The sequence below is a fragment of the Pseudomonas knackmussii B13 genome (genome assembly GCF_000689415.1).
Classification (GTDB): domain Bacteria; phylum Pseudomonadota; class Gammaproteobacteria; order Pseudomonadales; family Pseudomonadaceae; genus Pseudomonas; species Pseudomonas knackmussii.
This window is the reverse complement of sequence record NZ_HG322950.1, coordinates 308,149-331,135: the sequence shown is the minus strand read 5'-3', so window position 1 is coordinate 331,135 and position 22,987 is coordinate 308,149. Positions and strand designations below refer to the sequence as shown.

General features: G+C 65.5%; 21 protein-coding genes, 1 tRNA gene and 1 pseudogene. 15 read left to right on the top strand and 8 right to left on the bottom strand.

The window, feature by feature from the left end; all coding sequences use genetic code 11:
• Positions 1–51: 51 nt before the first annotated feature.
• A complete protein-coding gene (gene argH / locus PKB_RS01490; RefSeq protein ID WP_043248425.1) occupies positions 52–1,446 on the top strand; it encodes an argininosuccinate lyase in 1,395 nt (464 codons plus the stop codon).
• 49 nt (positions 1,447–1,495) lie between these two features.
• Here argH and PKB_RS01485 read toward each other — a convergent pair whose 3' ends face one another.
• The 4 genes and pseudogenes from PKB_RS01485 to gabD form a co-directional block, all read right to left on the bottom strand.
• Positions 1,496–2,764, bottom strand: coding sequence for an HDOD domain-containing protein (locus PKB_RS01485; RefSeq protein WP_052355147.1), 1,269 nt, complete (start codon positions 2,762–2,764; stop codon positions 1,496–1,498).
• 187 nt (positions 2,765–2,951) lie between these two features.
• Positions 2,952–4,227 (bottom strand): annotated as a pseudogene (locus tag PKB_RS28905) (IS3 family transposase).
• A 113-nt stretch (positions 4,228–4,340) separates the two neighbouring features.
• Positions 4,341–5,621, bottom strand: coding sequence for a 4-aminobutyrate--2-oxoglutarate transaminase (gene gabT, locus PKB_RS01470; RefSeq protein ID WP_043248420.1), 1,281 nt, complete (start codon positions 5,619–5,621; stop codon positions 4,341–4,343).
• A 195-nt stretch (positions 5,622–5,816) separates the two neighbouring features.
• Positions 5,817–7,268, bottom strand: a complete 1,452-nt coding sequence (gene gabD / locus PKB_RS01465) for an NADP-dependent succinate-semialdehyde dehydrogenase (protein ID WP_043248418.1) — start codon at positions 7,266–7,268, stop codon at positions 5,817–5,819.
• Between the two features lie 660 nt (positions 7,269–7,928).
• Here gabD and PKB_RS01460 point away from each other — a divergent pair.
• Positions 7,929–8,005: transfer RNA gene (locus PKB_RS01460), tRNA-Arg, on the top strand.
• Between the two features lie 87 nt (positions 8,006–8,092).
• Here PKB_RS01460 and PKB_RS01455 read toward each other — a convergent pair.
• Genes PKB_RS01455 through yecR form a run of 3 tightly spaced genes read right to left on the bottom strand, consistent with a single transcriptional unit; the run spans position 8,093 to position 9,657 of the window.
• Positions 8,093–8,737, bottom strand: coding sequence for a BRCT domain-containing protein (locus PKB_RS01455; protein WP_043248415.1), 645 nt, complete (start codon positions 8,735–8,737; stop codon positions 8,093–8,095).
• The gene (locus PKB_RS01450; protein WP_043248413.1) at positions 8,730–9,137 is read right to left on the bottom strand and encodes a hypothetical protein; all 408 of its coding nucleotides are present in this window, start codon (positions 9,135–9,137) and stop codon (positions 8,730–8,732) included. The genes PKB_RS01455 and PKB_RS01450 overlap by 8 nt, the downstream gene beginning before the upstream one ends.
• 40 nt (positions 9,138–9,177) lie before the next feature.
• Entirely contained in the window at positions 9,178–9,657 is a 480-nt protein-coding gene (gene yecR / locus PKB_RS01445; RefSeq protein ID WP_043248411.1) for a YecR family lipoprotein, read from the bottom strand.
• A gap of 188 nt (positions 9,658–9,845) precedes the next feature.
• Here yecR and PKB_RS01440 point away from each other — a divergent pair, with 188 nt between their 5' ends.
• The 10 genes from PKB_RS01440 (at position 9,846) to PKB_RS01395 (ending at position 19,055) form a co-directional block, all read left to right on the top strand.
• Positions 9,846–11,291, top strand: a complete 1,446-nt coding sequence (locus PKB_RS01440; protein ID WP_043248409.1) for a SulP family inorganic anion transporter — start codon at positions 9,846–9,848, stop codon at positions 11,289–11,291.
• Positions 11,292–11,343: 52 nt separating this feature from the next.
• Positions 11,344–12,249 carry a LysR family transcriptional regulator gene (locus tag PKB_RS01435; protein WP_043248407.1) on the top strand — a complete coding sequence of 302 codons (906 nt, stop codon included), beginning with the start codon at positions 11,344–11,346 and terminating at the stop codon, positions 12,247–12,249.
• Between the two features lie 144 nt (positions 12,250–12,393).
• The gene (locus tag PKB_RS01430) at positions 12,394–13,587 is read left to right on the top strand and encodes an MFS transporter (protein ID WP_043248405.1); all 1,194 of its coding nucleotides are present in this window, start codon (positions 12,394–12,396) and stop codon (positions 13,585–13,587) included.
• A gap of 183 nt (positions 13,588–13,770) precedes the next feature.
• Complete coding sequence (locus tag PKB_RS01425) at positions 13,771–14,361, top strand: amino acid synthesis family protein (RefSeq protein WP_043248403.1); 591 nt, start codon at positions 13,771–13,773, stop codon at positions 14,359–14,361.
• A gap of 25 nt (positions 14,362–14,386) precedes the next feature.
• Positions 14,387–15,220 carry an alpha/beta fold hydrolase gene (locus PKB_RS01420; RefSeq protein ID WP_043248401.1) on the top strand — a complete coding sequence of 278 codons (834 nt, stop codon included), beginning with the start codon at positions 14,387–14,389 and terminating at the stop codon, positions 15,218–15,220.
• Positions 15,217–16,698 carry an aldehyde dehydrogenase gene (locus tag PKB_RS01415; RefSeq protein WP_043248399.1) on the top strand — a complete coding sequence of 494 codons (1,482 nt, stop codon included), beginning with the start codon at positions 15,217–15,219 and terminating at the stop codon, positions 16,696–16,698. The genes PKB_RS01420 and PKB_RS01415 overlap by 4 nt, the downstream gene beginning before the upstream one ends.
• Before the next feature lie 11 nt (positions 16,699–16,709).
• Positions 16,710–17,195 carry a flavin reductase family protein gene (locus PKB_RS01410; RefSeq protein ID WP_043248397.1) on the top strand — a complete coding sequence of 162 codons (486 nt, stop codon included), beginning with the start codon at positions 16,710–16,712 and terminating at the stop codon, positions 17,193–17,195.
• 87 nt (positions 17,196–17,282) lie between these two features.
• Complete coding sequence (locus PKB_RS01405; protein WP_043248395.1) at positions 17,283–17,672, top strand: carboxymuconolactone decarboxylase family protein; 390 nt, start codon at positions 17,283–17,285, stop codon at positions 17,670–17,672.
• Between the two features lie 62 nt (positions 17,673–17,734).
• Positions 17,735–18,487 carry a GntR family transcriptional regulator gene (locus PKB_RS01400; RefSeq protein WP_043248393.1) on the top strand — a complete coding sequence of 251 codons (753 nt, stop codon included), beginning with the start codon at positions 17,735–17,737 and terminating at the stop codon, positions 18,485–18,487.
• Positions 18,488–18,491: 4 nt separating this feature from the next.
• The gene (locus PKB_RS01395) at positions 18,492–19,055 is read left to right on the top strand and encodes an NUDIX hydrolase (RefSeq protein WP_043248392.1); all 564 of its coding nucleotides are present in this window, start codon (positions 18,492–18,494) and stop codon (positions 19,053–19,055) included.
• 136 nt (positions 19,056–19,191) lie between these two features.
• Here PKB_RS01395 and PKB_RS01390 read toward each other — a convergent pair whose 3' ends face one another.
• Entirely contained in the window at positions 19,192–19,485 is a 294-nt protein-coding gene (locus PKB_RS01390; protein WP_043256808.1) for a DUF1330 domain-containing protein, read from the bottom strand.
• Positions 19,486–19,558: 73 nt separating this feature from the next.
• Here PKB_RS01390 and ribBA point away from each other — a divergent pair, with 73 nt between their 5' ends.
• From ribBA to PKB_RS01375, 3 genes are all read left to right on the top strand, one after another.
• Entirely contained in the window at positions 19,559–20,689 is a 1,131-nt protein-coding gene (ribBA, locus tag PKB_RS01385; protein WP_043248390.1) for a bifunctional 3,4-dihydroxy-2-butanone-4-phosphate synthase/GTP cyclohydrolase II, read from the top strand.
• Between the two features lie 328 nt (positions 20,690–21,017).
• Entirely contained in the window at positions 21,018–22,040 is a 1,023-nt protein-coding gene (locus tag PKB_RS01380) for an ABC transporter substrate-binding protein (RefSeq protein ID WP_043248387.1), read from the top strand.
• Positions 22,025–22,981, top strand: a complete 957-nt coding sequence (locus PKB_RS01375) for an ABC transporter permease (protein ID WP_156957974.1) — start codon at positions 22,025–22,027, stop codon at positions 22,979–22,981. The genes PKB_RS01380 and PKB_RS01375 overlap by 16 nt, the downstream gene beginning before the upstream one ends.
• Positions 22,982–22,987: the final 6 nt, after the last annotated feature.

The window sequence follows — 22,987 nt, the reverse complement described above, 5'->3', positions numbered from 1 at the left end:
GCCCGTCATGCAGGTGCGTCGCGCATCTGCCCGTTTTCGCGAGAGAAATTCATGAGCGTAGAGAAGACCAACCAGTCCTGGGGCGGCCGCTTCAGCGAGCCCGTCGACGCCTTCGTCGCCCGCTTCACCGCCTCCGTCGATTTCGACAAGCGCCTCTACCGCCACGACATCATGGGCTCCATCGCCCACGCGACCATGCTGACCAAGGCCGGCGTGCTGACCGAAGCCGAACGCGACGCCATCGTCGACGGCCTGAAGCAGATCCAGTCCGAGATCGAGGCTGGCACCTTCGACTGGCGTGTCGACCTGGAAGACGTGCACATGAACATCGAGGCGCGCCTGACCGACCGCATCGGCGTCACCGGCAAGAAGCTGCACACCGGCCGTTCGCGCAACGACCAGGTGGCCACGGACATCCGCCTGTGGCTGCGCGACGAGATCGACCTGATCCTCGCCGAAGTCACCCGCCTGCAGCAGGGCCTGCTGGGCCTGGCCGAAGCCGAAGCGGACACCATCATGCCCGGCTTCACTCACCTGCAGACCGCACAACCGGTGACCTTCGGCCACCACCTGCTGGCCTGGTTCGAGATGCTCAGCCGCGACTATGAGCGCCTGGTCGACTGCCGCAAGCGCGTCAACCGCATGCCCCTTGGCAGCGCCGCGCTGGCCGGCACCACCTACCCGATCCAGCGGGAAATCACCTGCGAACTGCTCGGATTCGAAGCGATCTCCGGCAACTCGTTGGACGGCGTTTCCGACCGTGACTTCGCCATCGAATTCTGCGCCGCCGCGTCCCTGGCGATGATGCACCTGTCGCGCTTCTCCGAAGAGCTGGTGCTCTGGACCAGCGCGCAGTTCCAGTTCATCGACCTGCCCGACCGCTTCTGCACCGGCTCCTCGATCATGCCGCAGAAGAAGAACCCCGACGTGCCCGAGCTGGTTCGCGGCAAGTCCGGCCGCGTGTTCGGCCACCTCACCGGCCTGCTGACCCTGATGAAGGGCCAGCCGCTGGCGTACAACAAGGACAACCAGGAAGACAAGGAGCCGCTGTTCGACGCCGCCGACACCCTGCGCGACAGCCTGCGCGCCTTCGCCGACATGGTCCCGGCCATCAAGCCCAAGCGCGAGATCATGCGCGAGGCAGCCCGCCGCGGCTTCTCCACCGCAACCGACCTGGCCGACTACCTGGTGCGCAAGGGCCTGCCCTTCCGCGACTGCCACGAGATCGTCGGCCACGCGGTGAAATACGGCGTGGACAGCGGCAAGGACCTCGCCGAGATGAGCCTGGACGAGTTGCGCAAGTTCAGCGACCAGATCGGCGACGACGTCTTCGCCGTGCTGACCCTGGAAGGTTCGGTGAACGCCCGCGACCACATCGGTGGCACCGCGCCGGCCCAGGTTCGCGCAGCTGTGGCGCGCGGTAAGGCGCTGCTCGCTCAGCGCTGATACAGCGGCGCCGATAAAAACGGCCGCGCCCCCCTGGGCGCGGCCGTTTTCATTCCGCCGGCTCCTGGCCGGGTTCCGGCTCTGCTTCCGGCTCAGGCTCGGGCTCCGCCGCAGTGCAGAAGCCTTGCAGCAGCTTCAACTGCGCGGGTTCCAGGTTGAGCATGCGCAGCGCCTTCTCTTCCTTCAGCCGAGCCTTCTGGGATGCCGGCAAACGCGCTGCCTTGGCCGCCAGGTTGAGGATCAGCGCCTTGCGCGAGAACACCCCACTACTCATGCCGTAGGCCGCGGCGATCAGTCCGCGCAACTCCAGCGGCAAGCGCCAGCGGGTGCGCAAGGTCGAACCGAACGCCGCACCAAAGCCGCGCAGGCTTTCGCCGATCTGCTCGTCGCTCAGCTCACCGCCGCGTTGCAACCATTCCTCCAGGGTGCGCAGCACCGCGAGGTCGCCCAGGCAATGCAGCAGGCCGGCGGTGTAGCAGCGCGGCGCGTCGACATCCAGCGCCTCGGCCAGGGCCTGTGCGGCATCAGCCGTGCGCTGAGACAGACTCCAGAACAGCTCGGCGCGCTCGCTCAGGCGAGGTTCGGCAAGTTGCGCGACCTGCTTCAGGCTGAGCCCCAGCGCGAGGTTGCAGGCCTGCGCCAGACCGAGGCGGGACAACGCCTGACCGAGGGTCAGGCAAGACATGCCGACGTGCCGCGCGGCGCTGTTGGCGGCGGCTATCAGGCAACCGGTGACCTGCGGATCGCGACCGAACTCCTGTTCGAGCTTGTCCAGCGTCGTCTCTTCGCTGTTCAGGCAACGGCTCAGGGCGGCACCGACTTCAGCCAGCATGGGTGCGCCTTCGCCGGCATCACGGGCCGCGGAAAGAAAGGCCGCAAGGCTGCCGCTGACAGGCTGCGGCGCCGCGGTACTGACTTCCTGCCCAGGCTCGAGCAGGAGCGTGCGCAGGCGTTGGCGCAGGTCCTCGGCGTTGTATGGCTTGACCAGGTAGGCGGTCGGCGCCAGCGGCAGCACCGCGCGCACGCTGGCGGCATCGGCCTTGGCGCTGATCAGGATGAAATCGGGTGAGACGGAGCCCCGCTGCCGGCGGCGCAGAAAGCGCAGCAGGTCGATGCCATCGCTGCCGGGCAGCTCCTGCTCGGCCAGCACTAGGCCGTAAGTCCGCTGCGTGCAGTGCTCGATGGCTTGCTGGCCGTCCTCGCAGAAGTCGATGTGCGCATCGCCGCGCACGCTCAGCACCAGCTGGCCGAGCAACTCGCGGTTCCAGGGATCGGTTGCCGCGACCAGGACGCCCGGCCCGGCGTTGAGTGCTGTCATGGAGGTCCTCTCTCAAGTGCGCGCACCTTAACCGAGTGGCTATCCGCATACCATAGGCCCCGGTCAAGGAAGGCCGATGGAGCACAGGATAGCGGGCGACATGTCGCGCCGGGAGAAGACCAAAGGCGCACCTGCGCCGTGTCTAGTCCTGAAATAGGTTTACACCTCTCAGGCCATGCTCCAGACCTCAAAACGCCCGATGCACCGCATCGGGCGTTTTGTATTTCAGGGCCAGGTGAGGGCGCTCGCGGTTATAGATGTCGACGGCTTCACGCACCATGCGGCGCGCCTGCGCGAGGTCGGCGGGAGGATGCTCCAGCAACTCGTTCTTCAGGATGCCGTTGACGCGCTCAGCCAGCGCATTCTGGTAACAGTCGTAGCCGTCGGTCATCGAGCAGATTGCTCCGTGCTGCGCGTGCAGGCGTTGGTAAAGCCCCGAGCAGTACTGAATTCCTCGGTCGGAGTGATGCACCAGGGGTTCCTGCGTCGTGCGGCGCCGCAGGGCCTGGCTGTAGGCATGGGCCACCGACTCGGCGTGCAGGCTGTCGTGGACGTGATGGCCGACGATCTTGCGCGAATAGGCGTCGGTGACCAGGCTCAGGTACAGCGGGCCGCTCTGGCTGGGCAGATAGGTGATGTCGGCAACCCAGACGCGCTCCGGCGCATCGGGCAAGACCTGTTGCGGCCCTGGCTTGAGCAGATTGGGATGGCGATGGAACCGGTGAAAACTGTGGGTGGTCTTGTGGTACGCCCGCTTGGGTCGAACCAGCAGGCGGTGCTCGGCCAGCACCCGGAACAGGCGATCGCGCCCAACTCGCAACGCGGCTTCCGCTTGCTGCTGCAACAGATAATGCAGCTTGCGTGCTCCCAGGCGCGGCTGACGCATCCGTGCTGCAACAGATAATGCAGCTTGCGTGCTCCCAGGCGCGGCTGACGCATCCGCACCTGCCGCACGAACTGGGCGATCTGTCGATCCTGCTGGCTGCGCTGATCCGCCGCCCGGTTGCGCTGGTAGTACGCCTGGCGGCTGATGCCCATGAACTGGCAAGCCCTGCTAACACTCAGCGCTTGGACTTGCCTTTGCGTGAGGACTTGCCGGGACGCTTTTTTACGATCGAAACGCCGTAGTCATTCTCCAGCACATTCACCACGGCCTCGAAGAACTGCGCCTTCTGGCTCATCACCTCAAGCTGCTGCTCGAGTTCCTTGATGCGTTGTTCCGGGGTCAACGGCAATATCGGGGTATTCATATCCGGGCTCCGAGCCTTTCGAAGGGAGGCGCCCTGGTTCCAGTCCTGCCGGCCATGCTTGCGTAACCACACCAGCACCGTCGAGCGGCCCTGGATGCCATAGCGGGCCTGAGCCTCCTTGTAGCTCATTTCCCCTTTTTCGACCTGGTCGACCACCGCCAGTTTAAAAGCCAGCGTGTAATCACGCTGGCTGCGACGAACACCTTCTGCCATCGGGGCTCTCCTGAAATAAGGGCGAAGGTGTAAACCTTATTCAGGACGGGACACCGGAAAAAGAAAAGGCCCGCTTGCGCGGGCCTTCTCCTTGTTCTCGGAACCGAGCCTTATCAGGCCAGTTCGTCGAAGCACTCGGCCAGGATGGCCAGGCCTTTCTGCAGCTGAGCGTCCGGGATGGTTACCGGCATCAGGAAGCGAATGACGTTGTAGTAGGTGCCGCAGGAGAGCAGGATCAGGCCCTTCTCGCGAGCACGGACAACGATCTTGCTGACCAGCTCGGCAGCCGGCTTGTGCACGTCGCCGCCTTCGAACAGCTCGATGGCGACCATCGAACCCAGGCCGCGTACGTCACCGATCACCTTGTGCTTGGCCTGGATTTCGCGCAGACCGGCTTTCAGGGTTTCGCCGACAGCTTGCGAACGCTCCAGCAGTTTCTCTTCCTCGAACACCTTCAGCACGGCCAGGGCCGCGGCGCAGGCGATCGGGCTACCGGCGTAGGTGCCGCCCAGGCCGCCGGGAGCGATGGCGTCCATGATCTCGGCCTTGCCGCAGACGCCGGAGATCGGGAAGCCGCCGCCAACGGACTTGGCGAAGGTGGTCAGGTCCGGTACCACGCCCAGCTGCTCGGTGGCGAAGAAGGTGCCGGTACGGCCAGCGCCGGTCTGTACTTCGTCAGCGATCAGCAGGATGCCGTGCTGGTCGCACAGGGCGCGCAGACGCTGCATGAAGGGCTTGGAGTTGACGTAGAAGCCACCTTCGCCCTGAACCGGCTCGATGATGATGGCAGCGATGTCTTGCGGCTGGGCGTCGTTCTTGAAGATGCGCTCGATGCTGGCGATCGACTCGTCTTCGCTCACGCCGTGCAGCTCGCACGGAGCCAGGGCGCGGAAGATGCCGCCCGGCATCAGACCCATGCCAGCGGAGTACGGAACGACCTTGCCGGTCAGGCCCAGGGTCATCATGGTACGGCCGTGGTAGGCGCCGGTGAAGGCGATCACGCCAGCGCGGCCGGTGGCAGCGCGAGCGATCTTGACGGCGTTTTCAACGGCTTCGGAGCCGGAGGTGACCAGCAGGGTCTTCTTCGGGAAGTTGCCCGGAACGCGCTTGGCGATCTCTTCGGCCAGCTCGATGTAGGGCTCGTACGCCAGAACCTGGAAGCAGGTGTGCGACAGCTTGGTCAGTTGCTCCTGAACGGCCGCGACCACTTTCGGGTGCAGGTGGCCGGTGTTCAGTACGGCGATGCCGCCAGCGAAGTCGATGTATTCACGACCTTCGACGTCCCACACGGTGGAGTTCTCGGCGCGCTCGGCAACGACCGGGTGGATCTGGCCAACACCGCGCGGTACGGCGGCCTGACGGCGTTTCAGCAGGGATTCGTTGGTTTTGGTCATAGCTTCCTCAGTGGCCGCTCATCGGTCGGCCTGCTCAAAGGATGAAGACGGGGAGAAGCGTCACACGACAGCATACGATGATCGACTGTCGAGGCACTTGCGGCCCGCCGGATGGGTAGTCCGGTGCCACCACCGGAAAACGCCGACGCGAGGGTGGCTATCAGCTCTTGCCTGCCACCTTCGCGCCCACGGAAATCAGATACCGCCGAGGCAGAGGTACTTGACCTCGAGGTAGTCCTCGATGCCGTACTTCGAACCTTCGCGGCCCAGGCCCGAGGCCTTGATGCCGCCAAACGGCGCCACTTCGTTGGAGATCAGGCCGGTGTTGATACCCACCATGCCGTATTCCAGCGCTTCGGCGACGCGGAACACGCGACCCAGGTCGCGAGCGTAGAAGTACGAAGCCAGGCCGAACTCGGTGTCGTTGGACATGGCGATCACGTCGGCCTCGTCCTTGAAGCGGAACACCGGAGCCAGCGGGCCGAAGGTCTCGTCCTTCGACACCAGGGCGTTCTTCGGTACGTCGACCAGGATGGTCGGCTCGAAGAAGGTGCCGCCCAGGGCGTGTGGCTTGCCACCGGCAACGATCTTGGCGCCTTTGCCAACCGCGTCGGCGATGTGCTCTTCGACCTTGGCCACTGCCTTGGAATCGATCAGCGGACCGGTGGTCACGCCCTGCTCCAGGCCGTTGCCGATGTTCAGCTTGGCCACGGCGACCTTCAGCTTCTCGACGAAGGTGTCGTACACACCGTCCTGCACGTACAGGCGGTTGGCGCAGACGCAGGTCTGGCCGTTGTTGCGGTACTTGGAAATCAGCGCGCCTTCGACGGCGGCGTCCAGGTCGGCATCGTCGAACACGATGAACGGAGCGTTGCCGCCCAGCTCCAGGGACACCTTCTTGATGTCCTTGGCGCATTCGGCCATCAGCTGGCGACCGATTTCGGTCGAGCCGGTGAAGGTCAGCTTGCGCACGATCGGGTTGCCGGTCAGCTCGCCGCCGACTTCGCCGGCGCTGCCGGTGACCACGCTGAACACGCCTTTCGGAATGCCGGCGCGCTCGGCCAGTTCGGCCAGGGCCAGGGCGGAGTACGGGGTCTGCGAAGCGGGCTTGAGCACCATGGTGCAACCGGCGGCCAGGGCCGGGCCGGCTTTACGGGTGATCATCGCGGACGGGAAGTTCCACGGGGTGATCGCCGCGGTCACGCCGATCGGCTGCTTGATCACGATCAGGCGCTTGTCCGGCTGGTGACCCGGAATGGTGTCGCCGTATACGCGCTTGGCTTCTTCGGCGAACCACTCGAGGAAGGAAGCGGCGTAGGCGATCTCGCCCTTGGCTTCGGCCAGCGGCTTGCCCTGCTCGATGGTCATCAGGCGAGCCAGGTCGTCCTGGTTCTCGATCATCAGCTCGAACCAGCGGCGCAGCTTGTTGGCGCGCTCCTTGGCGGTCAGCGAACGCCAGGCCGGCAGGGCCTTCTCGGCGGCTTCGATGGCGCGGCGGGTTTCCGCGGCGCCCATCTTCGGCACGCTGCCGATGATCTCGTTGGTGGCCGGGTTGTTGACCTTGATGGTCTGGCCGCTGTCGGCATCGACCCAGGAACCATCGATGTAGGCCTGTTGGCGGAACAGCTTGGCATCATTGAGTTGCATGACCTGTCTCCTTTCGAGGAAAGCCTGTCGACGGCGGGTCTACCTCGAGTCCCCGCCTGTCTTGTTGTCTGGGATTGGAGAGGCATCCGCCCCTGCCGTTCAATCGCCCTGACCGAACTCCGCCGGCGCCACCGACGGCCTTCGCCACTTCAATGGGCGATCGCTGGATGAACGGCTCTTAGTTCATCCAGCACGCGGACACGCCAAACGCAGGCCGAGCCCATTGCCCGGTCTGCTCGAAAGCGCTCACGCGAAGATCCTTGGTTGAAACCGAGAAAACGCCGCTGCCACAACCTTCCGGTACGCTGATCGACGGAAGCCGCACAGGGACCTGCTGTCACTCGGGACAAGCGGTTGGCACATCGGAAGAATGTCATCTCGCAGGCACGTGGCCGGCTGCTGTGATGCCAATTCCCCGGTCTCCTGTCGTTGCGGTTTTCGGGCGTTTGAAATCTCAAACGAAATCCTAGGGCCCTCGACTGCAAAGGGCAAGAGCTCGTTCGAGAAAATCAACGAAAGTATCAGGTTGCAAAGCCTTTGCCGAGCGCCTTCACCGACCAACGGCGCATTTCGTTCGATATCATGAACGAACGTACTGCTATTGGACGCCCAGGCACGACATGAGTATGATTGCCGCCTGCCGCGCACCCCGCGGCATCTGCATCCGTAGCTCAGCTGGATAGAGTACTGCCCTCCGAAGGCAGGGGTCGTGGGTTCGAATCCCGCCGGATGCGCCATCTGCTCGCTCCCAGCCACGCTGGAAGCCCCAAGAAGCCCGCCTCGAGCGGGCTTTTTCGTATCACCGATAAAGCGCTGCCTGCTACTCAGCTGAAGAGAGCTGCCTGCCAATGCTGCTCACTGATGATCGCCAGCGGGCTGCCATTCTCCCGCAGCTCCACCGCTTTTTTGATCTTCGTCCCGTAGCTGCTATGCAGCCATTGCTCGTTGCCGATCTCGCCGACGACCAGGTAGTGAATCTTCTTGCTCACCCCTGGAGCTATCTGACCACCTCGCTCGACTACCATCGCCTCGCAGTCTTTTCGCGGGCCGTAGGCCATGACGCCGGTGAACAGGAACAGGCGCCCATTCCAAACCAGTTCGGGAGTGGGCTGGTCGAGCGGCAGGCTATTGGACGGGACGAAGACGTTGTCGCTAACCCTGGGCTTCGCGGCAGTCAGGCCGGCGAAGCCTCGGAGCGTCTGTAGCAACTCCGCCGACTCTTCGGCATCCAGCACACCATCCTCAAGCATGTCCGAAAGGCGGCGGTACAGAAGATTGATCACCGGATCTTCCAGATGCACAAGGTTGCTTGCGATCCAGTCCTGCAGGAATTCCGCCTCCTGCTGGTTGATATGGCCGTCCGCGGTAATACCTGCGGCAAGGCCGACCAAAGCATCGGCGGAGCGCCTGTCTATCCGATCTTCATGAAAGAAACGGCTCCCGGTGAATTCCCGATGCAGATCAACCATTGTCGTCCTCTCCCTCATCGCTTCCGCCGGGGCCAGCCAGTTTCGACAGGTCTGAGGTGAAGATCACCGTCATCCCTGTCTTCGAGCAGACGAGCGAGACCTCCTGAGAAAGATCGATAGAAAGATCCTCCCCGCGCAGTCCCTGCCATTCCGCCAGGTATTTATACGAGCCGGGCTTGTCCGACTTCTTAAGCAACTTAACGACGCCACCCTTCCATCCCAGAGGAGGAAGTTCGTCGGCGCGGCAGGCCTCGGCCAGTTGCGGCTCGGCAACAGCCCGCCGGCGGCCGGTTTCCCAGCAATGGATCAGGCCCTGATCCACGTCCGTCCAGGTGTTTTTCCAGTCCAGCCCCGAACGCAGCGGCTCCTCGATGGAGCGTTTGAAAGTGTGTTGCGTCATCCATGCCCCTCATATTCAACCCAGCGAATGCCGGCAGACTCTATTGCCCCATGATCTGCCGATAACGGCGTTGATATTCGTCATAGCTCAGGCCTGATTGCTGGTTGAGCTGCTGGAGTTGCTGCTGTTGCCACTGATCCTTGCTGAGAGAACCGTCGATGGGCGCGGAGGGCGTGCGGACCTGGCTCACTTTTGGGGCGTCGAGGTCGCCGACACACTGGTACTTGATCACCACCTGGCCGGCGACGCAGGTGCCGAAACCGTCGCGCTGATTGCAATTGGTGGTACTGCCGCCGAAAGCTTCAGCTTCGCGATAACCCCAAACCGCACACTTCTGCTGGGCGATGTTCTGGGCCTGATCCATGTTGACGACCGGCTGCTCGAACTGGGCGAAGTCATACGCCATGTCGACCGTACCGTCAGCGCGGCTGCCGCCGGTGGCGTAGAAGTTCTTTTTGACGGCGCAGCCGCCGGTGAGGGCAATCGCCAGCATGAGTGTGGCGATAGAGATTGGGCGCATTGCGACCTCCTTGTCTGAGTCAAGGCATTCTGCCACCACCCAAAGATCGGCGTCATCCGCTCAGAAATAAGCGGGCTGCCAGACACGAGCGCCGCCTAATTCAAGCGCCCTCCGGCTGGCCCCAGCGTCCCCGTTTCCGTACCATCCGCCCCCCGCATTTTTCTTCGCCCAACCGGATCTGGTACGCCATGAAACCCGCCCGCCTGCGCGCCGATGTCCTGGCCGGACTCACCACCTCCTTCGCCCTGGTGCCCGAGTGCATCGCCTTTGCCCTGGTCGCCCATCTCAATCCGCTGATGGGGCTTTATGGCGCCTTCTTCATCTGCACGCTGACCGCGCTTTTCGGTGGGCGGCCGGGGATGGTTTCCGGGGCGGCCGGATCAATGGCCGTGGTCATCGTTGCCCTGGTCGTGCAGCACGGCGTGCAGTACTTGCTGGCTACCGTCGTGCTCGGCGGACTGGTGATGATCGCCTTCGGGTTGCTGCGCCTGGGCAAGCTGGTGCGGATGGTGCCGCACCCGGTGATGCTGGGGTTCGTCAATGGGCTGGCGATCATCATCGCGTTGGCGCAGCTGGAGCACTTCAAGCGTGACGGGGCCTGGCTCAGCGGGATGCCGCTGTATCTGATGCTCGGCCTCGTGGCCCTGACCATGGCGGTCGTCTACCTGTTGCCGAAGCTGACCCGTGCGATACCGCCGGCGCTGGCAGCCATCCTCAGCGTCGGCCTGCTCACTCACTTCGGCGGGTTGCCGACGCGCACCCTCGGCGACATGGCGCACATCGCCGGCGGCCTGCCGAGCTTCGCGCTTCCGCAGGTGCCGTGGAACCTGGAAACCCTGCGCATCGTCGCCCCCTATGCGCTGCTGATGGCGCTGGTCGGCCTGCTGGAAACCCTGCTGACCCTCAACCTCACCGACGAGATCACCGAAAGCCGCGGCTTCCCGGACCGCGAGTGCGTGGCCCTCGGCGCCGCCAACCTGGTGTCCGGGGCGTTCGGCGGCATGGGCGGGTGCGCGATGATCGGGCAGACCGTCATCAACCTCAGCTCCGGCGGCCGTGGCCGGGTCTCCGGGATCGTCGCCGGGGTGATGATCCTGCTCTTCGTGCTGTTCCTCTCCCCGCTGATCGAGCGCATCCCGCTGGCCGCGCTGGTAGGGGTGATGTTCGTGGTGTCGCAGCAGACCTTCGCCTGGGGCTCGCTGCGCGTGTGGAACAAGGTGCCGGCGAGCGACGTGCTGGTGATCGCGGCGGTGACCATCATTACCGTCTTCACCGACCTGGCCGTCGCAGTGCTCTGCGGCATCGTCATCGCCGCGCTGGACTTCGCCTGGAAGCACGCCCGCGAGCTGTACGCCGACACGCACCTGGAAGCCGACGGCAGCAAGCTGTACCAGCTGCACGGCACGCTGTTCTTCGCCTCCAGCACGCCCTTCCTCAACCAGTTCGATCCTGCCGGCGACCCGGCAAAAGTGACGCTGGACTGCCGCCACCTGAGCTTCGTCGACTACTCGGCCATTGCCGCGCTGAAGACTCTACGCGAGCGCTATGCCAAGGCCGGCAAACAACTGCGTGTGGTGCATCTGTCCGAGCGCTGCAAGCAGCTGCTCAAGCGGGCCGGCGTGGAGCACAAGTGAGGCACGCGCGCCTTATACTCGCCGCTCTTCCCTCCCCCACCGAGGACTCCGGATGGACAAGCTGGCCGCCCTCAGGCTCTTCGTCGAAACGGTTAACGCCGGCGGCTTTTCCCCGGCCGCACGGCGCCTGGGCATCGCCACCTCCTCGGTCACGCGGGCGATGGATGCGCTGGAGCAGGAGCTGGGCGTCAGCCTGCTCAACCGCTCGACCCGCCAGGTCACCGTCACCGAGGCCGGCCAGGCCTATCACGCGCGGGCCCTGCACATCCTCGACACGCTGGCCGAGGCCGACGCGCTGGTCGCCGACCGCGGCGAGGAGGCGCGCGGACCGCTGCGCGTGAGCATGCCGGTGGAGTTCGGCCGGCACCTGATCCTGCCAAACCTGTCCGGCTTCCTCGCGCGCCATCCCGGCCTGGAGTTGACTCTGATCCTCAGCGATGAGGTCGTCGACCTTCTCAGCGCGCGGATCGACCTGTCGATCCGCCTGGGCGGCATGCTACGCAGCGATGACGTGGTGATGCGCGGCCTCGGCCAGTTCGAGCGCTGGCTGGTGGCGAGCCCCGCCTACCTGCAGGCCCACGGAACGCCGGAAACGCCAGCAGACCTGGCCAAGCACGATTGCCTGTGCCTGGACTTCGGCGATGCCCGCCAGTATTGGCGCTTCTGCCACGACGACGAGCAGTTGCAGGTCGCCGTTCGCGGTCGCCTGCGCAGCAATAACGCCGACGCCCTGCGCCAGGCCGCCATCGGCAGTAATGGCCTGGCCCTGCTCGGTGACTGGCTGGTGCGCGAGGACGTGGCCGCCGGGCGCCTGGTGCGAGTCCTGGCGGACTACCGGATCAACCCTAACCAGTCCAGCAGCGCCATCAGCGCGCTCTACCTGCCGGGGCAACGCTCATCGGCGCGTATCGGCGCCTTCATCGCCTTCGTCGAGGAGCGGCTGGCGGCGGTCTACTGAGAGCTTTCGAAGCGGCGCAAAATCCCTTTGCGCGGGCGACGGGTTCTCCCTCCCGGCGCCACGGCCCAGCATTGCGACACTCATTGCACGCATGCCTTCAGGAGGCTCTTCCATGCATCCCCTGTCCTCGCCGAGATCCCGCCCATGAACAGCGCCATGACCGCCGAACTGGCGCCCACCCATAGCCTGCCGCGCTCCTTGGTGCTGCTGTTCGCCTTCTGCTGCGGCGCCATAGTCGCCAACCTCTATTACGCGCAACCAATCATCGAGCTGATCGCTCCGGACGTGGGCCTCGCGCCGCGCCAGGCCAGCCTGATAGTCGCGCTCACACAGATCGGCTACGCCGCCGGCCTCCTGCTGCTGGTGCCGCTGGCCGACCTGCTGGAGAACCGTCGACTGATGCTGCTGACCACCGGCGCCGCTTTCGTCTGCCTGCTGCTGGCCGCCACCTGCCATGCGCCGGGCCCCTTCCTGCTGCTGTCGCTGCTGCTCGGGCTGAGCTCAGTGTCGGTGCAGATGTTGATCCCGCTGGCCGCGCACCTGGCGCCGGAAGCCTCGCGCGGCCGGGTGGTGGGCAACATCATGAGCGGCCTGCTGCTCGGCATCCTGCTGGCGCGGCCGCTGGCCAGCCTGGTGGCCGGGCACTTCGGCTGGCGCACGGTGTTCTTCGGCGCCGCGGTGCTGATGATCGGCATCGGCCTGACCATCGCCCTAACCATTCCGCGCCACGCGCCCAGCCATCGCACCAGCTATGGCCAACTGCTCGGTTCGCTATGGCACCTGCTGCGGCGCTTTCCGACATTGCGCCAGCGTGCGCTCTACCAGGGCCTGATGTTCGCCAGCTTCAGCCTGTTCTGGAGCGCCTCGCCGATCGAGCTGATGCGCCACGCCGGCCTGGACCAGACGCAGATTGCGCTTTTCGCCCTGGTCGGCGCGGTGGGCGCCATCGCAGCACCCATCGCCGGTCGCCTGGCCGACGCCGGGCACACCCGTCCGGCCACCCTTGCAGCGCTGCTGCTTGCTCCATTGGCACTGGCCGGGAGCCTGCTGGTGCCGGGACCGGGCTGGCTCGGCCTGGTGCTGGCGGCAATCCTGCTTGATTTCGCCGTGCAGCTGAACATGGTGCTGGGCCAGCGCACCATCTACACCCTGGAGCCGCTCAGCCGGGCACGCCTGAACGCCCTCTACATGACCAGCATTTTCGTCGGCGGCGCCATGGGCTCGGCCATCGCCAGTCCGCTCTACGAGCACTTCGGCTGGACTGGCGTGGCCCTGCTCGGCGCCGGCCTGCCGGGGCTGGCATTGCTGCTCTTCCTGTTCGCCAGCAAGCGCGGCTGAGCGCCCCGGAAGCCCCGAAGCCCGCCTGTTGGCGGGCTTTGTCGTTTTCGGGCACCGCCGCCACAGAGATTTCCTACACCATCCGTCGCCCAATCCCCGGCTCCGCCCCCTGCTGCCTCTTGCATATTCAATATTATGGTATACCATCAGACCAAATCGCACAGAAACGCAGAGGAGTGCTTCATGAGCTTCGAAATTCGCAAGATCGTCAGCTACGTCGAAGAGACCTTCATCGAAGGTGGCAAGGCGACCGACAAGCCCGTCTCGATGGCCGGTCTGGCCGTGGTGATCAAGAACCCCTGGGCCGGCCGCGGCTTCGTCGAGGACCTCAAGCCGGAGATCCGCGCCAACTGCTCCGACCTGGGCGCGCTGATGGTCGAGCGCCTGACCGCGCTGATCGGCGGTGCTGACAAGATCGAGGCCTACGGCAAGGCCGCCGTGGTCGGCGCCGACGGCGAAATCGAGCACGCTTCGGCGGTCATCCACACCCTGCGTTTCGGCAATCACTACCGCCAGGCGGTGAATGCCAAGAGCTACCTGAGCTTCACCAACAAGCGCGGCGGCCCGGGCACCTCGATCCAGATCCCGATGATGCACAAGGACGACGAGGGCCTGCGCTCGCACTACATCACCCTGGAGATGCAGATCGAGGACGCGCCGCGCGCCGACGAGATCGTCGTGGTCCTGGGCGCCGCCGACGGCGGCCGCCTGCATCCGCGCATCGGCAACCGCTACATCGACCTGGAAGAACTGGCCGCCGAGAAGGCCCAGTGATCCAGGGCCTAGGCAGGAGCGTTCCATGATTCGGCTCACCGCTGAACTGACACCGGCCGGCACCAGCTACCTGGAGACCGGCGAAGGCCACCCCGTGGTGCTGATCCACGGCGTGGGCCTGAACAAGGAAATGTGGGGCGGGCAGATCGTCGGCCTGGCCCCGCAGTACCGGGTCATTGCCTACGACATGCTCGGCCACGGCGCCAGCCCGCGCCCGCAGCCGGGCACCGGGCTGGTCGGCTACGCCGAGCAGTTGCGCGAACTGCTGGAACACCTGCAGGTACCCCAAGCGACGGTGATCGGCTTCTCGATGGGCGGCCTGGTCGCCCGCGCCTTCGCGCTGCATCACCCGGAGCAGCTGGAAGGCCTGGTGATCCTCAACAGCGTGTTCAACCGGAGCGCCGAGCAGCGCGCCGGGGTCATCGAGCGCACCCGCCAGGCCGCCGAACACGGCCCGGATGCCAACGCAGAGGCCGCCCTGTCGCGCTGGTTCAGCCGGGAGTACCAGGCGGCCAACCCGGCGCAGATCGCCGCGATCCGCCAGACCCTGGCGAGCAACGATCCGCAGGGCTACCTCACGACCTACGAGTTGTTCGCCACCCAGGACATGTATCGAGCAGAAGACCTGGGCAGCATTCGCGTACCGACCCTGGTCGCGACCGGCGAGCTGGACCCCGGCTCGACGCCGGAGATGGCCCGTCAACTCGCTGCCCGCATTCCGGGTGCGCAGGTCGCGGTGCTCGACGAGCAACGCCACATGATGCCAGTGGAGTCGCCGCGCCTGGTCAACCAGGTTCTGCTGGACTTCCTGCAGCAGGCCATGAGCCAACAGAATTCGATCAAGGGGATAGTCGCATGACACTCGCCCGCTTCCAGATGTGCATCGACGGCCAATGGGTCGATGCACTTTCCGGCAAGACCTTCGAAAGCCTCGACCCGTCCAGCGCCAAGCCCTGGGCCGAGCTGCCCGACGCCGCCGAAGAGGACGTCGAGCGCGCCGTGCAGGCCGCGCAGAAGGCCTTCGAGAACCCCGCCTGGCGCAAGCTCAGCGCCACCGCCCGCGGCAAGCTGCTACGCCGCCTGGGCGACCTGATCGCCGAGAACAAGGAACACCTGGCCCAGCTGGAAAGCCGCGACAACGGCAAGCTGATCCGTGAGACCCGCGGCCAGGTCGGCTATCTGCCGGAGTTCTTCCACTACACCGCGGGTCTGGCCGACAAGCTCGAAGGCGGCACCCTGCCGCTCGACAAGCCGGACCTGTTCGCCTACACGGTGCACGAGCCGCTGGGCGTGGTCGCCGGGATCATCCCCTGGAACAGCCCGCTGTACCTCACCGCGATCAAGCTGGCCCCGGCGCTGGCCGCCGGCAACACCATCGTGCTCAAGCCCTCCGAGCACGCCTCGGCGACCATCCTCGAACTGGCACGCCTGGCCCTCGAAGCCGGGATCCCGGCGGGAGTGGTCAACGTGGTCACCGGCTTCGGCCCCAGCACCGGCGCAGCACTGACCCGCCATCCACTGGTGCGCAAGATCGCCTTCACCGGCGGCGCCGCCACCGCGCGCCACGTGGTACGCAGCAGCGCGGAAAACTTCGCCAAGCTGTCCCTGGAACTGGGCGGCAAGTCGCCGAACATCATCTTCGCCGACGCTGACCTGGACAGCGCCATCAACGGTGCTGTCGCCGGAATCTACGCCGCCACCGGGCAGAGCTGCGTGGCCGGCTCGCGCCTGCTGGTGCAGGAAGAGATCTACGACGAATTCGTTTCCCGCCTGATCGAGCGCGCCAAGCGCATCCGCATCGGCAACCCGCAGGACGACGCCAGCGAGATGGGCCCCATGGCCACCGCGCAGCAACTCGCCGTGGTCGAAGGCCTGGTGGCCGCGGCCAACGCCGAGGGTGCACGCCTGCTGATGGGCGGCAAGCGTCCCGAGGGCAAGGGCGATGGCTGGTATTACGAGCCGACCCTGTTCGCCTGCGACAGCCACTCCATGCGCATCATGCAGGAAGAGGTCTTCGGCCCCGTCGCATCGGTCATCCCGTTCAAGGATGAAGCCGAAGCCCTGGCCCTGGCCAACGACTCGCAGTACGGCCTGGCCGCCGGCATCTGGACCCGCGACCTAGGCCGCGCCCATCGCCTGGCGCGCGACGTGCGCTCGGGAATCATCTGGGTCAACACCTACCGCGCGGTCTCGGCCATGGCGCCGATCGGCGGCTTCCACCAGAGCGGCTACGGCCGCGAGAGCGGCATCGACTCGGTGCTGGCCTACACCGAACTGAAGACGGTGTGGATCAACCTCTCGCAGGCGCCTATGCCCGACCCCTTCGTGATGCGTTGAGGAGAACCACCATGATCGAACCCGGAATCTACAAGGAAGTCATGGGCTCCTTCCCGTCGGGCGTCACCGTGGTCACCACGCTGGATGCCGATGGTGAGATCGTCGGTATCACCGCCAGCGCGTTCAGCGCGTTGTCGATCGACCCGGCGCTGGTGCTGTTCTGCCCGAACTACGCCTCCGACACCTACCCGATCCTGCGCGACAGCAAGCAGTTCGCCATCCATCTGCTGTGCGCCGACCAGCAGGCCGAGGCCTACGCTTTCGCCAAGAAGGGCAAGGACAAGGCCAAGGGCATCGACTGGCACTTGAGCGAGCTGGGCAACCCGCTGCTGGCCAAGGCCACGGCGATCATCGAGTGCGAGCTGTGGCGCGAGTACGACGGCGGCGACCACGCGATCATCGTCGGAGCGGTCAAGAACCTGATCCTGCCCGAGCAGGAGGTGGTGCCGATGATTTACCACCGCGGCAAGCTCGGTGCCTTGCCGCAGATCACCTGACAAAGGTTTCAAGGCCGCTCGCCACCTCCCTCGGCAGCGGCCTTTTTTTCATTGCCGCGCCCACGACGGTCTAAAGAGGACACTCCGATGAGCAACGAGAAATACGAGAAGGGCCTGGCGATCCGCACCCAGGTGCTGGGCGAGGCCTACGTGAACCGCTCGATCCAGAACGCCGACGATTTCAGCAAGCCCCTGCAGGAGCTAGTCACAGAGTACTGCTGGGGCCACGTCTGGGGCCGCGAGGGCTTATCGCTCAAGGAACGCAGCATGATAAACTTGGCGATGATTTCGGCCCTCAACCGGCCGCACGAACTGAAGCTGCACATCCGAGGCGCCCTGCGCAACGGCCTGAGCCGCGAGCAGATTCGCGAGATCCTGCTCCAGGTCGGCATCTACTGCGGTGTGCCGGCGGCAGTCGACAGCTTCCGCATCGCCCGCGAGGCCTTCGCCGAGGCCGAGGCCGAAGCCCAGAGCTGAACCGCGAACGATCCGGCCGACTCGCTTCATCCCTACGGACAGCCATAACCAGAGCGGACCACATGAAACGCTTGCCCCTCGACGATAGCTTCAAGGTCAACCGCAACCCCGTGACCCTGCGCGAGATTGTGCTGGACAAGCTGCGCGGCGCCATCCTCAACTTCCAATTGCTGCCGGGCGACCGCCTGGTCGAGCGCGACCTCTGCGACCGCCTGGGCGTCAGCCGTACCTCGGTACGCGAAGCGCTGCGCCATCTGGAGTCCGAGGGCCTGGTCGAATTCGCCGACGCCAAGGGTCCGCGCGTCGCCATCATCACCCTGGAAGACGCCTGCGACATCTACGAGCTGCGCTGCGTGCTCGAGGGCATGATCGTCCAGCTGTTCACCCTGAACGCCAAGGCCAAGGACATCCGCGCCCTGGAGCGCGCCCTCGACGAGAACCGCGAGGCGCTCGAAACCGGCGACCTGCAGCAGGTTCTGGATTCGGTGCAGGGCTTCTACGACGTACTGCTGGAAGGCTCGGGCAACCGCATCGCGGCCACCCAGCTGCGCCAGCTGCAGGCGCGCATCAGCTACCTGCGCGCCACCTCGGTATCCCAGGCCAACCGCCGCGGTGCAAGCAACCAGGAGATGGAAAAGATCGTCGCGGCGATCAAGAGCGGCGACCCGCTGGCAGCGCACCAAGCCTCGGTGGACCACGTGCGCGCGGCGGCAAAGGTGGCACTGGACTACTTGAAGTCCAAGCAGGAAGAGGGTGGCAAGGTCCGCGACATCGCCACCCCCATCGTCATCAAAGAGCCGCGCATAGGGCGCTGATGCCATGCCTGCGCCGCGCTTCTGCCCGCAATGCGGCGGCGACCGGATGGAACGTCGCCAGCCGCCCGGGGACACCCATGAGCGGCTGATGTGCGGCGGCTGCGGCTACATCCACTACGAGAACCCCAAGGTCATCGCCGGCTGCATCATCGAGCGCGATGGCCGTTATCTCCTGTGCCAGCGAGCCATCCCTCCGCGCCCCGGCACCTGGACCCTGCCCGCCGGTTTCATGGAAAGCGGCGAAACCACCGAGCAGGCGGCCCTGCGCGAAGTCTGGGAAGAAAGCGGCGTGCGCGCGGAGATCCTTTCGCCCTACTCCATCTTCAGCGTGCCGAGAATCAGCGAGGTGTACATCATCTTCCGCGCCCAGGTCCTGGAGATCGCCGACGAATTCGGCCCGGAGACCCTGGACCGGCGCTTCTTCGCCCCCGAGGAAATCCCCTGGGAGCAGATCTACTACCCGGCGATCCGGCAGATCCTCGAGCGCTACATCGAGGAGCGGCAGGCAGGGGTGTACGGCATCTACATGGGCAACGACGACTGCGGGAAGATCCACTTCATCCGCTGAGGGCCCGCCGGCCTGTGGCATGATCTCCTTCTCCGCGATTCGCGGACATGGCCCGCTCCTGCAGGTGGGGCCGTACACCGTTCGCGGTCATACGCCGCCGTCCAAGCGGAGATCGCTCGATCCCGCGCCCCTCACCTCAAGGCTCCACCCCCTCGACGATGATCACCTCGGCCTTCGCTGCGCCCTGCCGCTTGGCGCAGGCTTCCTGGTATTCCGCCGAGTGGTAGCAGGCCAGCGCCTGCTCGTAGGAATCGAACTCGATCACCACGCTGCGCTGCGGTGTCTCGCGCCCTTCCATCGCCTGGGAGCGGCCGCCGCGAGCGAGCATTCGGCCTCCGTACCGGGCGAACGCGGCAGGCGCGCGGCTCGTGTATTGGCTGTACTGATCAGGGTCGGTTACGTCCACATGGGCGATCCAGTAGGCCTTCATGGTTACCTCACGGCGATGGCTCATTTCGTCTGATGGTATACCATAAGTTCATTCCTGCCACCCGGAGCTCGACATGCCGTTCAACACCACCCAAGAAATCATCGAAGACTTCCGCCAGGGCCGCATGGTGCTGCTGGTGGATGACGAAGACCGCGAGAACGAGGGCGACCTACTGCTGGCCGCCGAGTTCTGCAACGCCGAAGCTATCAACTTCATGGCCCGCGAGGCGCGCGGACTGATCTGCCTGACGCTGACCGAGGAGCACTGCCTGCGCCTGGGCCTCGAACAGATGGTACCGAGCAATGGCAGCGCCTATTCCACGGCCTTCACGGTATCCATCGAAGCCGCGACCGGCGTGACCACCGGCATCTCCGCGGCCGACCGCGCGCGCACCGTGCAGGTGGCGGTAGCGCCGGGCGCCCGCGCCGAAGACCTGGTGCAGCCCGGTCACATCTTCCCGTTGCGCGCCCGCGAGGGCGGCGTGCTCACCCGCGCCGGGCATACCGAGGCCGGCTGCGACCTGGCACGCCTGGCCGGGCTGACACCGGCGTCGGTGATCGTCGAAGTGATGAACGACGACGGCAGCATGGCCCGCCGCCCCGAACTGGAAGCCTTCGCCCGGCAGCACGGGATCAAGATCGGCACCATCGCCGACCTCATCCACTACCGCCTGAGCACCGAGCACACCGTGCAGCGCATCGGCGAACGCGAGCTGCCAACCGTGCACGGCACCTTCCGCCTGGTCACCTTCGAGGACCGCATCGAAGGTGGCGTACACATGGCCATGGTGATGGGCGAGATCACCCACGACGAGCCGACGCTGGTGCGCGTCCACGTGATCGACCCGCTGCGCGACCTGGTCGGCGCCGAGTACGCCGGGCCGAAGAACTGGACCCTGTGGGCGGCGCTGCAACGCGTGGCCGAGGAAGGCCGCGGCGTGGTGATAGTCCTGGCCAACCACGAATCCTCGCAGGCCCTCCTGGAGCGCGTACCGCAGCTGACCCAGCCGAGCCGGCCGTTCACCCGATCGCAGTCGCGCATCTATTCGGAAGTCGGCACCGGCGCGCAAATCCTCCAGGACCTCGGAGTCGGCAAGCTGCGCCACCTGGGGCCGCCGCTGAAGTACGCCGGTCTTACGGGCTACGGCCTGGAAGTCGTGGAAAGCGTGCCTTTCGACGACTGGAAGCCAGCCAGCGAGGCATGACCATCGGTCGGCGCCCGCTGGCCGTCGTCCAAGCCCACCGCCTCCAGGCGCGCTGACAAATCCCAGGTAAATCAGTGAATTGACGCTCAGGCGCAGGAGCGTCAAGGCCACCGGAGGGGCCGCCATACGCAGTCATGCGCAGCCTTCGCCCGTCCGGAGGCTTGCAGAAAGTTTGGAATACCATAATATGGAACTCCGTAGGCCGAACACTGCCAGGGCATCCCTCGAGGACCGCCCCACCGACCGGCCAGGCCCCCGAGGCCATTGCTCCAGATGAGCGGGCACGAAAAGCCCGCCCTCCTACAAACACAAGAAAGAGGGCAAGTAGATGGTGTTCAAGAAACGTGCAGTGGCAGCGGTACTCGCTGCCTCCCTGGGTCTGGCCGGCGCCGCCAGCGCAGCCGACAGCATCAGCTTCGTCAGCTGGGGTGGCACTACCCAGGACGCCCAGAAGCAGGCCTGGGCCGAGCCCTTCAGCAAGGCCAGCGGCATTACCGTGGTGCAGGACGGCCCTACCGACTACGGCAAGCTCAAGGCCATGGTCGAGAGCGGCAACGTGCAGTGGGACGTGGTCGACGTCGAGGCTGACTTCGCCCTTCGCGCCGCCAGCGAGGGCCTGCTGGAACCACTGGACTTCAATACCGTCAAGCGCGACCGCATCGACCCGCGCTTCATCTCCGACCATGGCGTCGGCTCCTTCTACTTCTCCTTCGTCCTGGGCTTCAACCAGGGAAAAGTCGGCGGCAAGGCGCCGCAGGACTGGACCGCGCTGTTCGACACCAAGACGTATCCGGGCAAGCGCGCGCTGTACAAGTGGCCGAGCCCCGGCGTGCTCGAACTGGCCCTGCTGGCCGACGGCGTGCCCGCCGACAAGCTCTATCCGCTGGACCTCGACCGCGCCTTCAAGAAGCTCGACACCATCAAGAAGGACATCGTCTGGTGGGGCGGCGGCGCCCAATCCCAGCAACTGCTGGCCTCCGGCGAAGCGACCCTCGGCCAGTTCTGGAACGGCCGCGTCTACGCCCTGCAGCAGGACGGCGCCCCGGTCGGCGTGAGCTGGAAGCAGAACCTGGTCATGGCCGATTTCCTGGTCATTCCCAAGGGCTCGAAGAACAAGGACGCGGCCATGAAATTCCTGGCCGAAGCCAGCAGCGCCAAGGGCCAGGCCGACTTCGCCAACCTGACCGCCTATGCCCCGGTCAACCTCGACAGTGTCGGCCAGCTCAAGGGCGATCTCGCCCCCAACCTGCCGACGGCCTACGCTAAGGATCAGATCACCCTCGATTACGCGTACTGGGCCAAGAACGGCCCGGCCATCGCGGCACGGTGGAACGAATGGCTGGTCAAGTGAAGATGACGGCCGCTCCCCACGGCCGCCCTGCCACTCCCGTCGACGGCGCCTCGCGCGCCGCCGACGCGGTCGAAAAGAGGTCGTCGATGAAGCCGCAGCAGCACAGCGTTTCGCCTTGGCGCGGTTCGGCCAAGCTGCTGCCGGCCCTGCTGTTCCTCGGCCTGTTCTTCCTCGCCCCGCTGATCGGCCTGCTGCTGCGCGGCGTGCTCGAACCCACTCCGGGCTTTGAGAACTATGCCCAGCTGTTCGCCAACTCGGCCTATTCGCGGGTGCTGTTCAACACCTTCGCGGTTGGCGGCCTGGTCACCCTGATCAGTCTGCTGCTGGGCTTCCCGCTGGCCTGGGCGATCACCCTGGTGCCGCGCGGCTGGGGCCGCTGGCTGCTGAACATCGTGCTGCTGTCGATGTGGACCAGCCTGCTGGCGCGCACCTACTCCTGGCTGGTGTTGCTGCAGGCCTCAGGCGTCATCAACAAGGTGCTGATGGCCCTGGGCATCATCGACCAGCCGCTGGAACTGGTGCACAACCTTACCGGTGTGGTGATCGGCATGAGTTACATCATGATCCCGTTCATCGTCCTGCCACTGCAGGCGACCATGGCCGCCATAGACCCGATGGTGCTGCAAGCCGGCTCCATCTGCGGCGCCAGTCCGTGGACCAACTTCTTCCGGGTGTTCCTGCCGCTGTGCCGCTCAGGGCTGTTCTCCGGCGGCCTGATGGTCTTCGTCATGTCCCTGGGTTACTACGTCACCCCGGCGCTGCTCGGTGGCGCGCAGAACATGATGCTGCCGGAGTTCATCGTCCAGCAGGTGCAGTCCTTCCTGAACTGGGGCCTGGCCAGCGCCGCCGCGGCGTTGCTGATCCTGATCACCCTGGTGCTGTTCTACGTCTACCTGAAAGTGCAGCCGGAATCCCCGGTCGGCGCCAGCAACGCGAGGTAAGCCGCC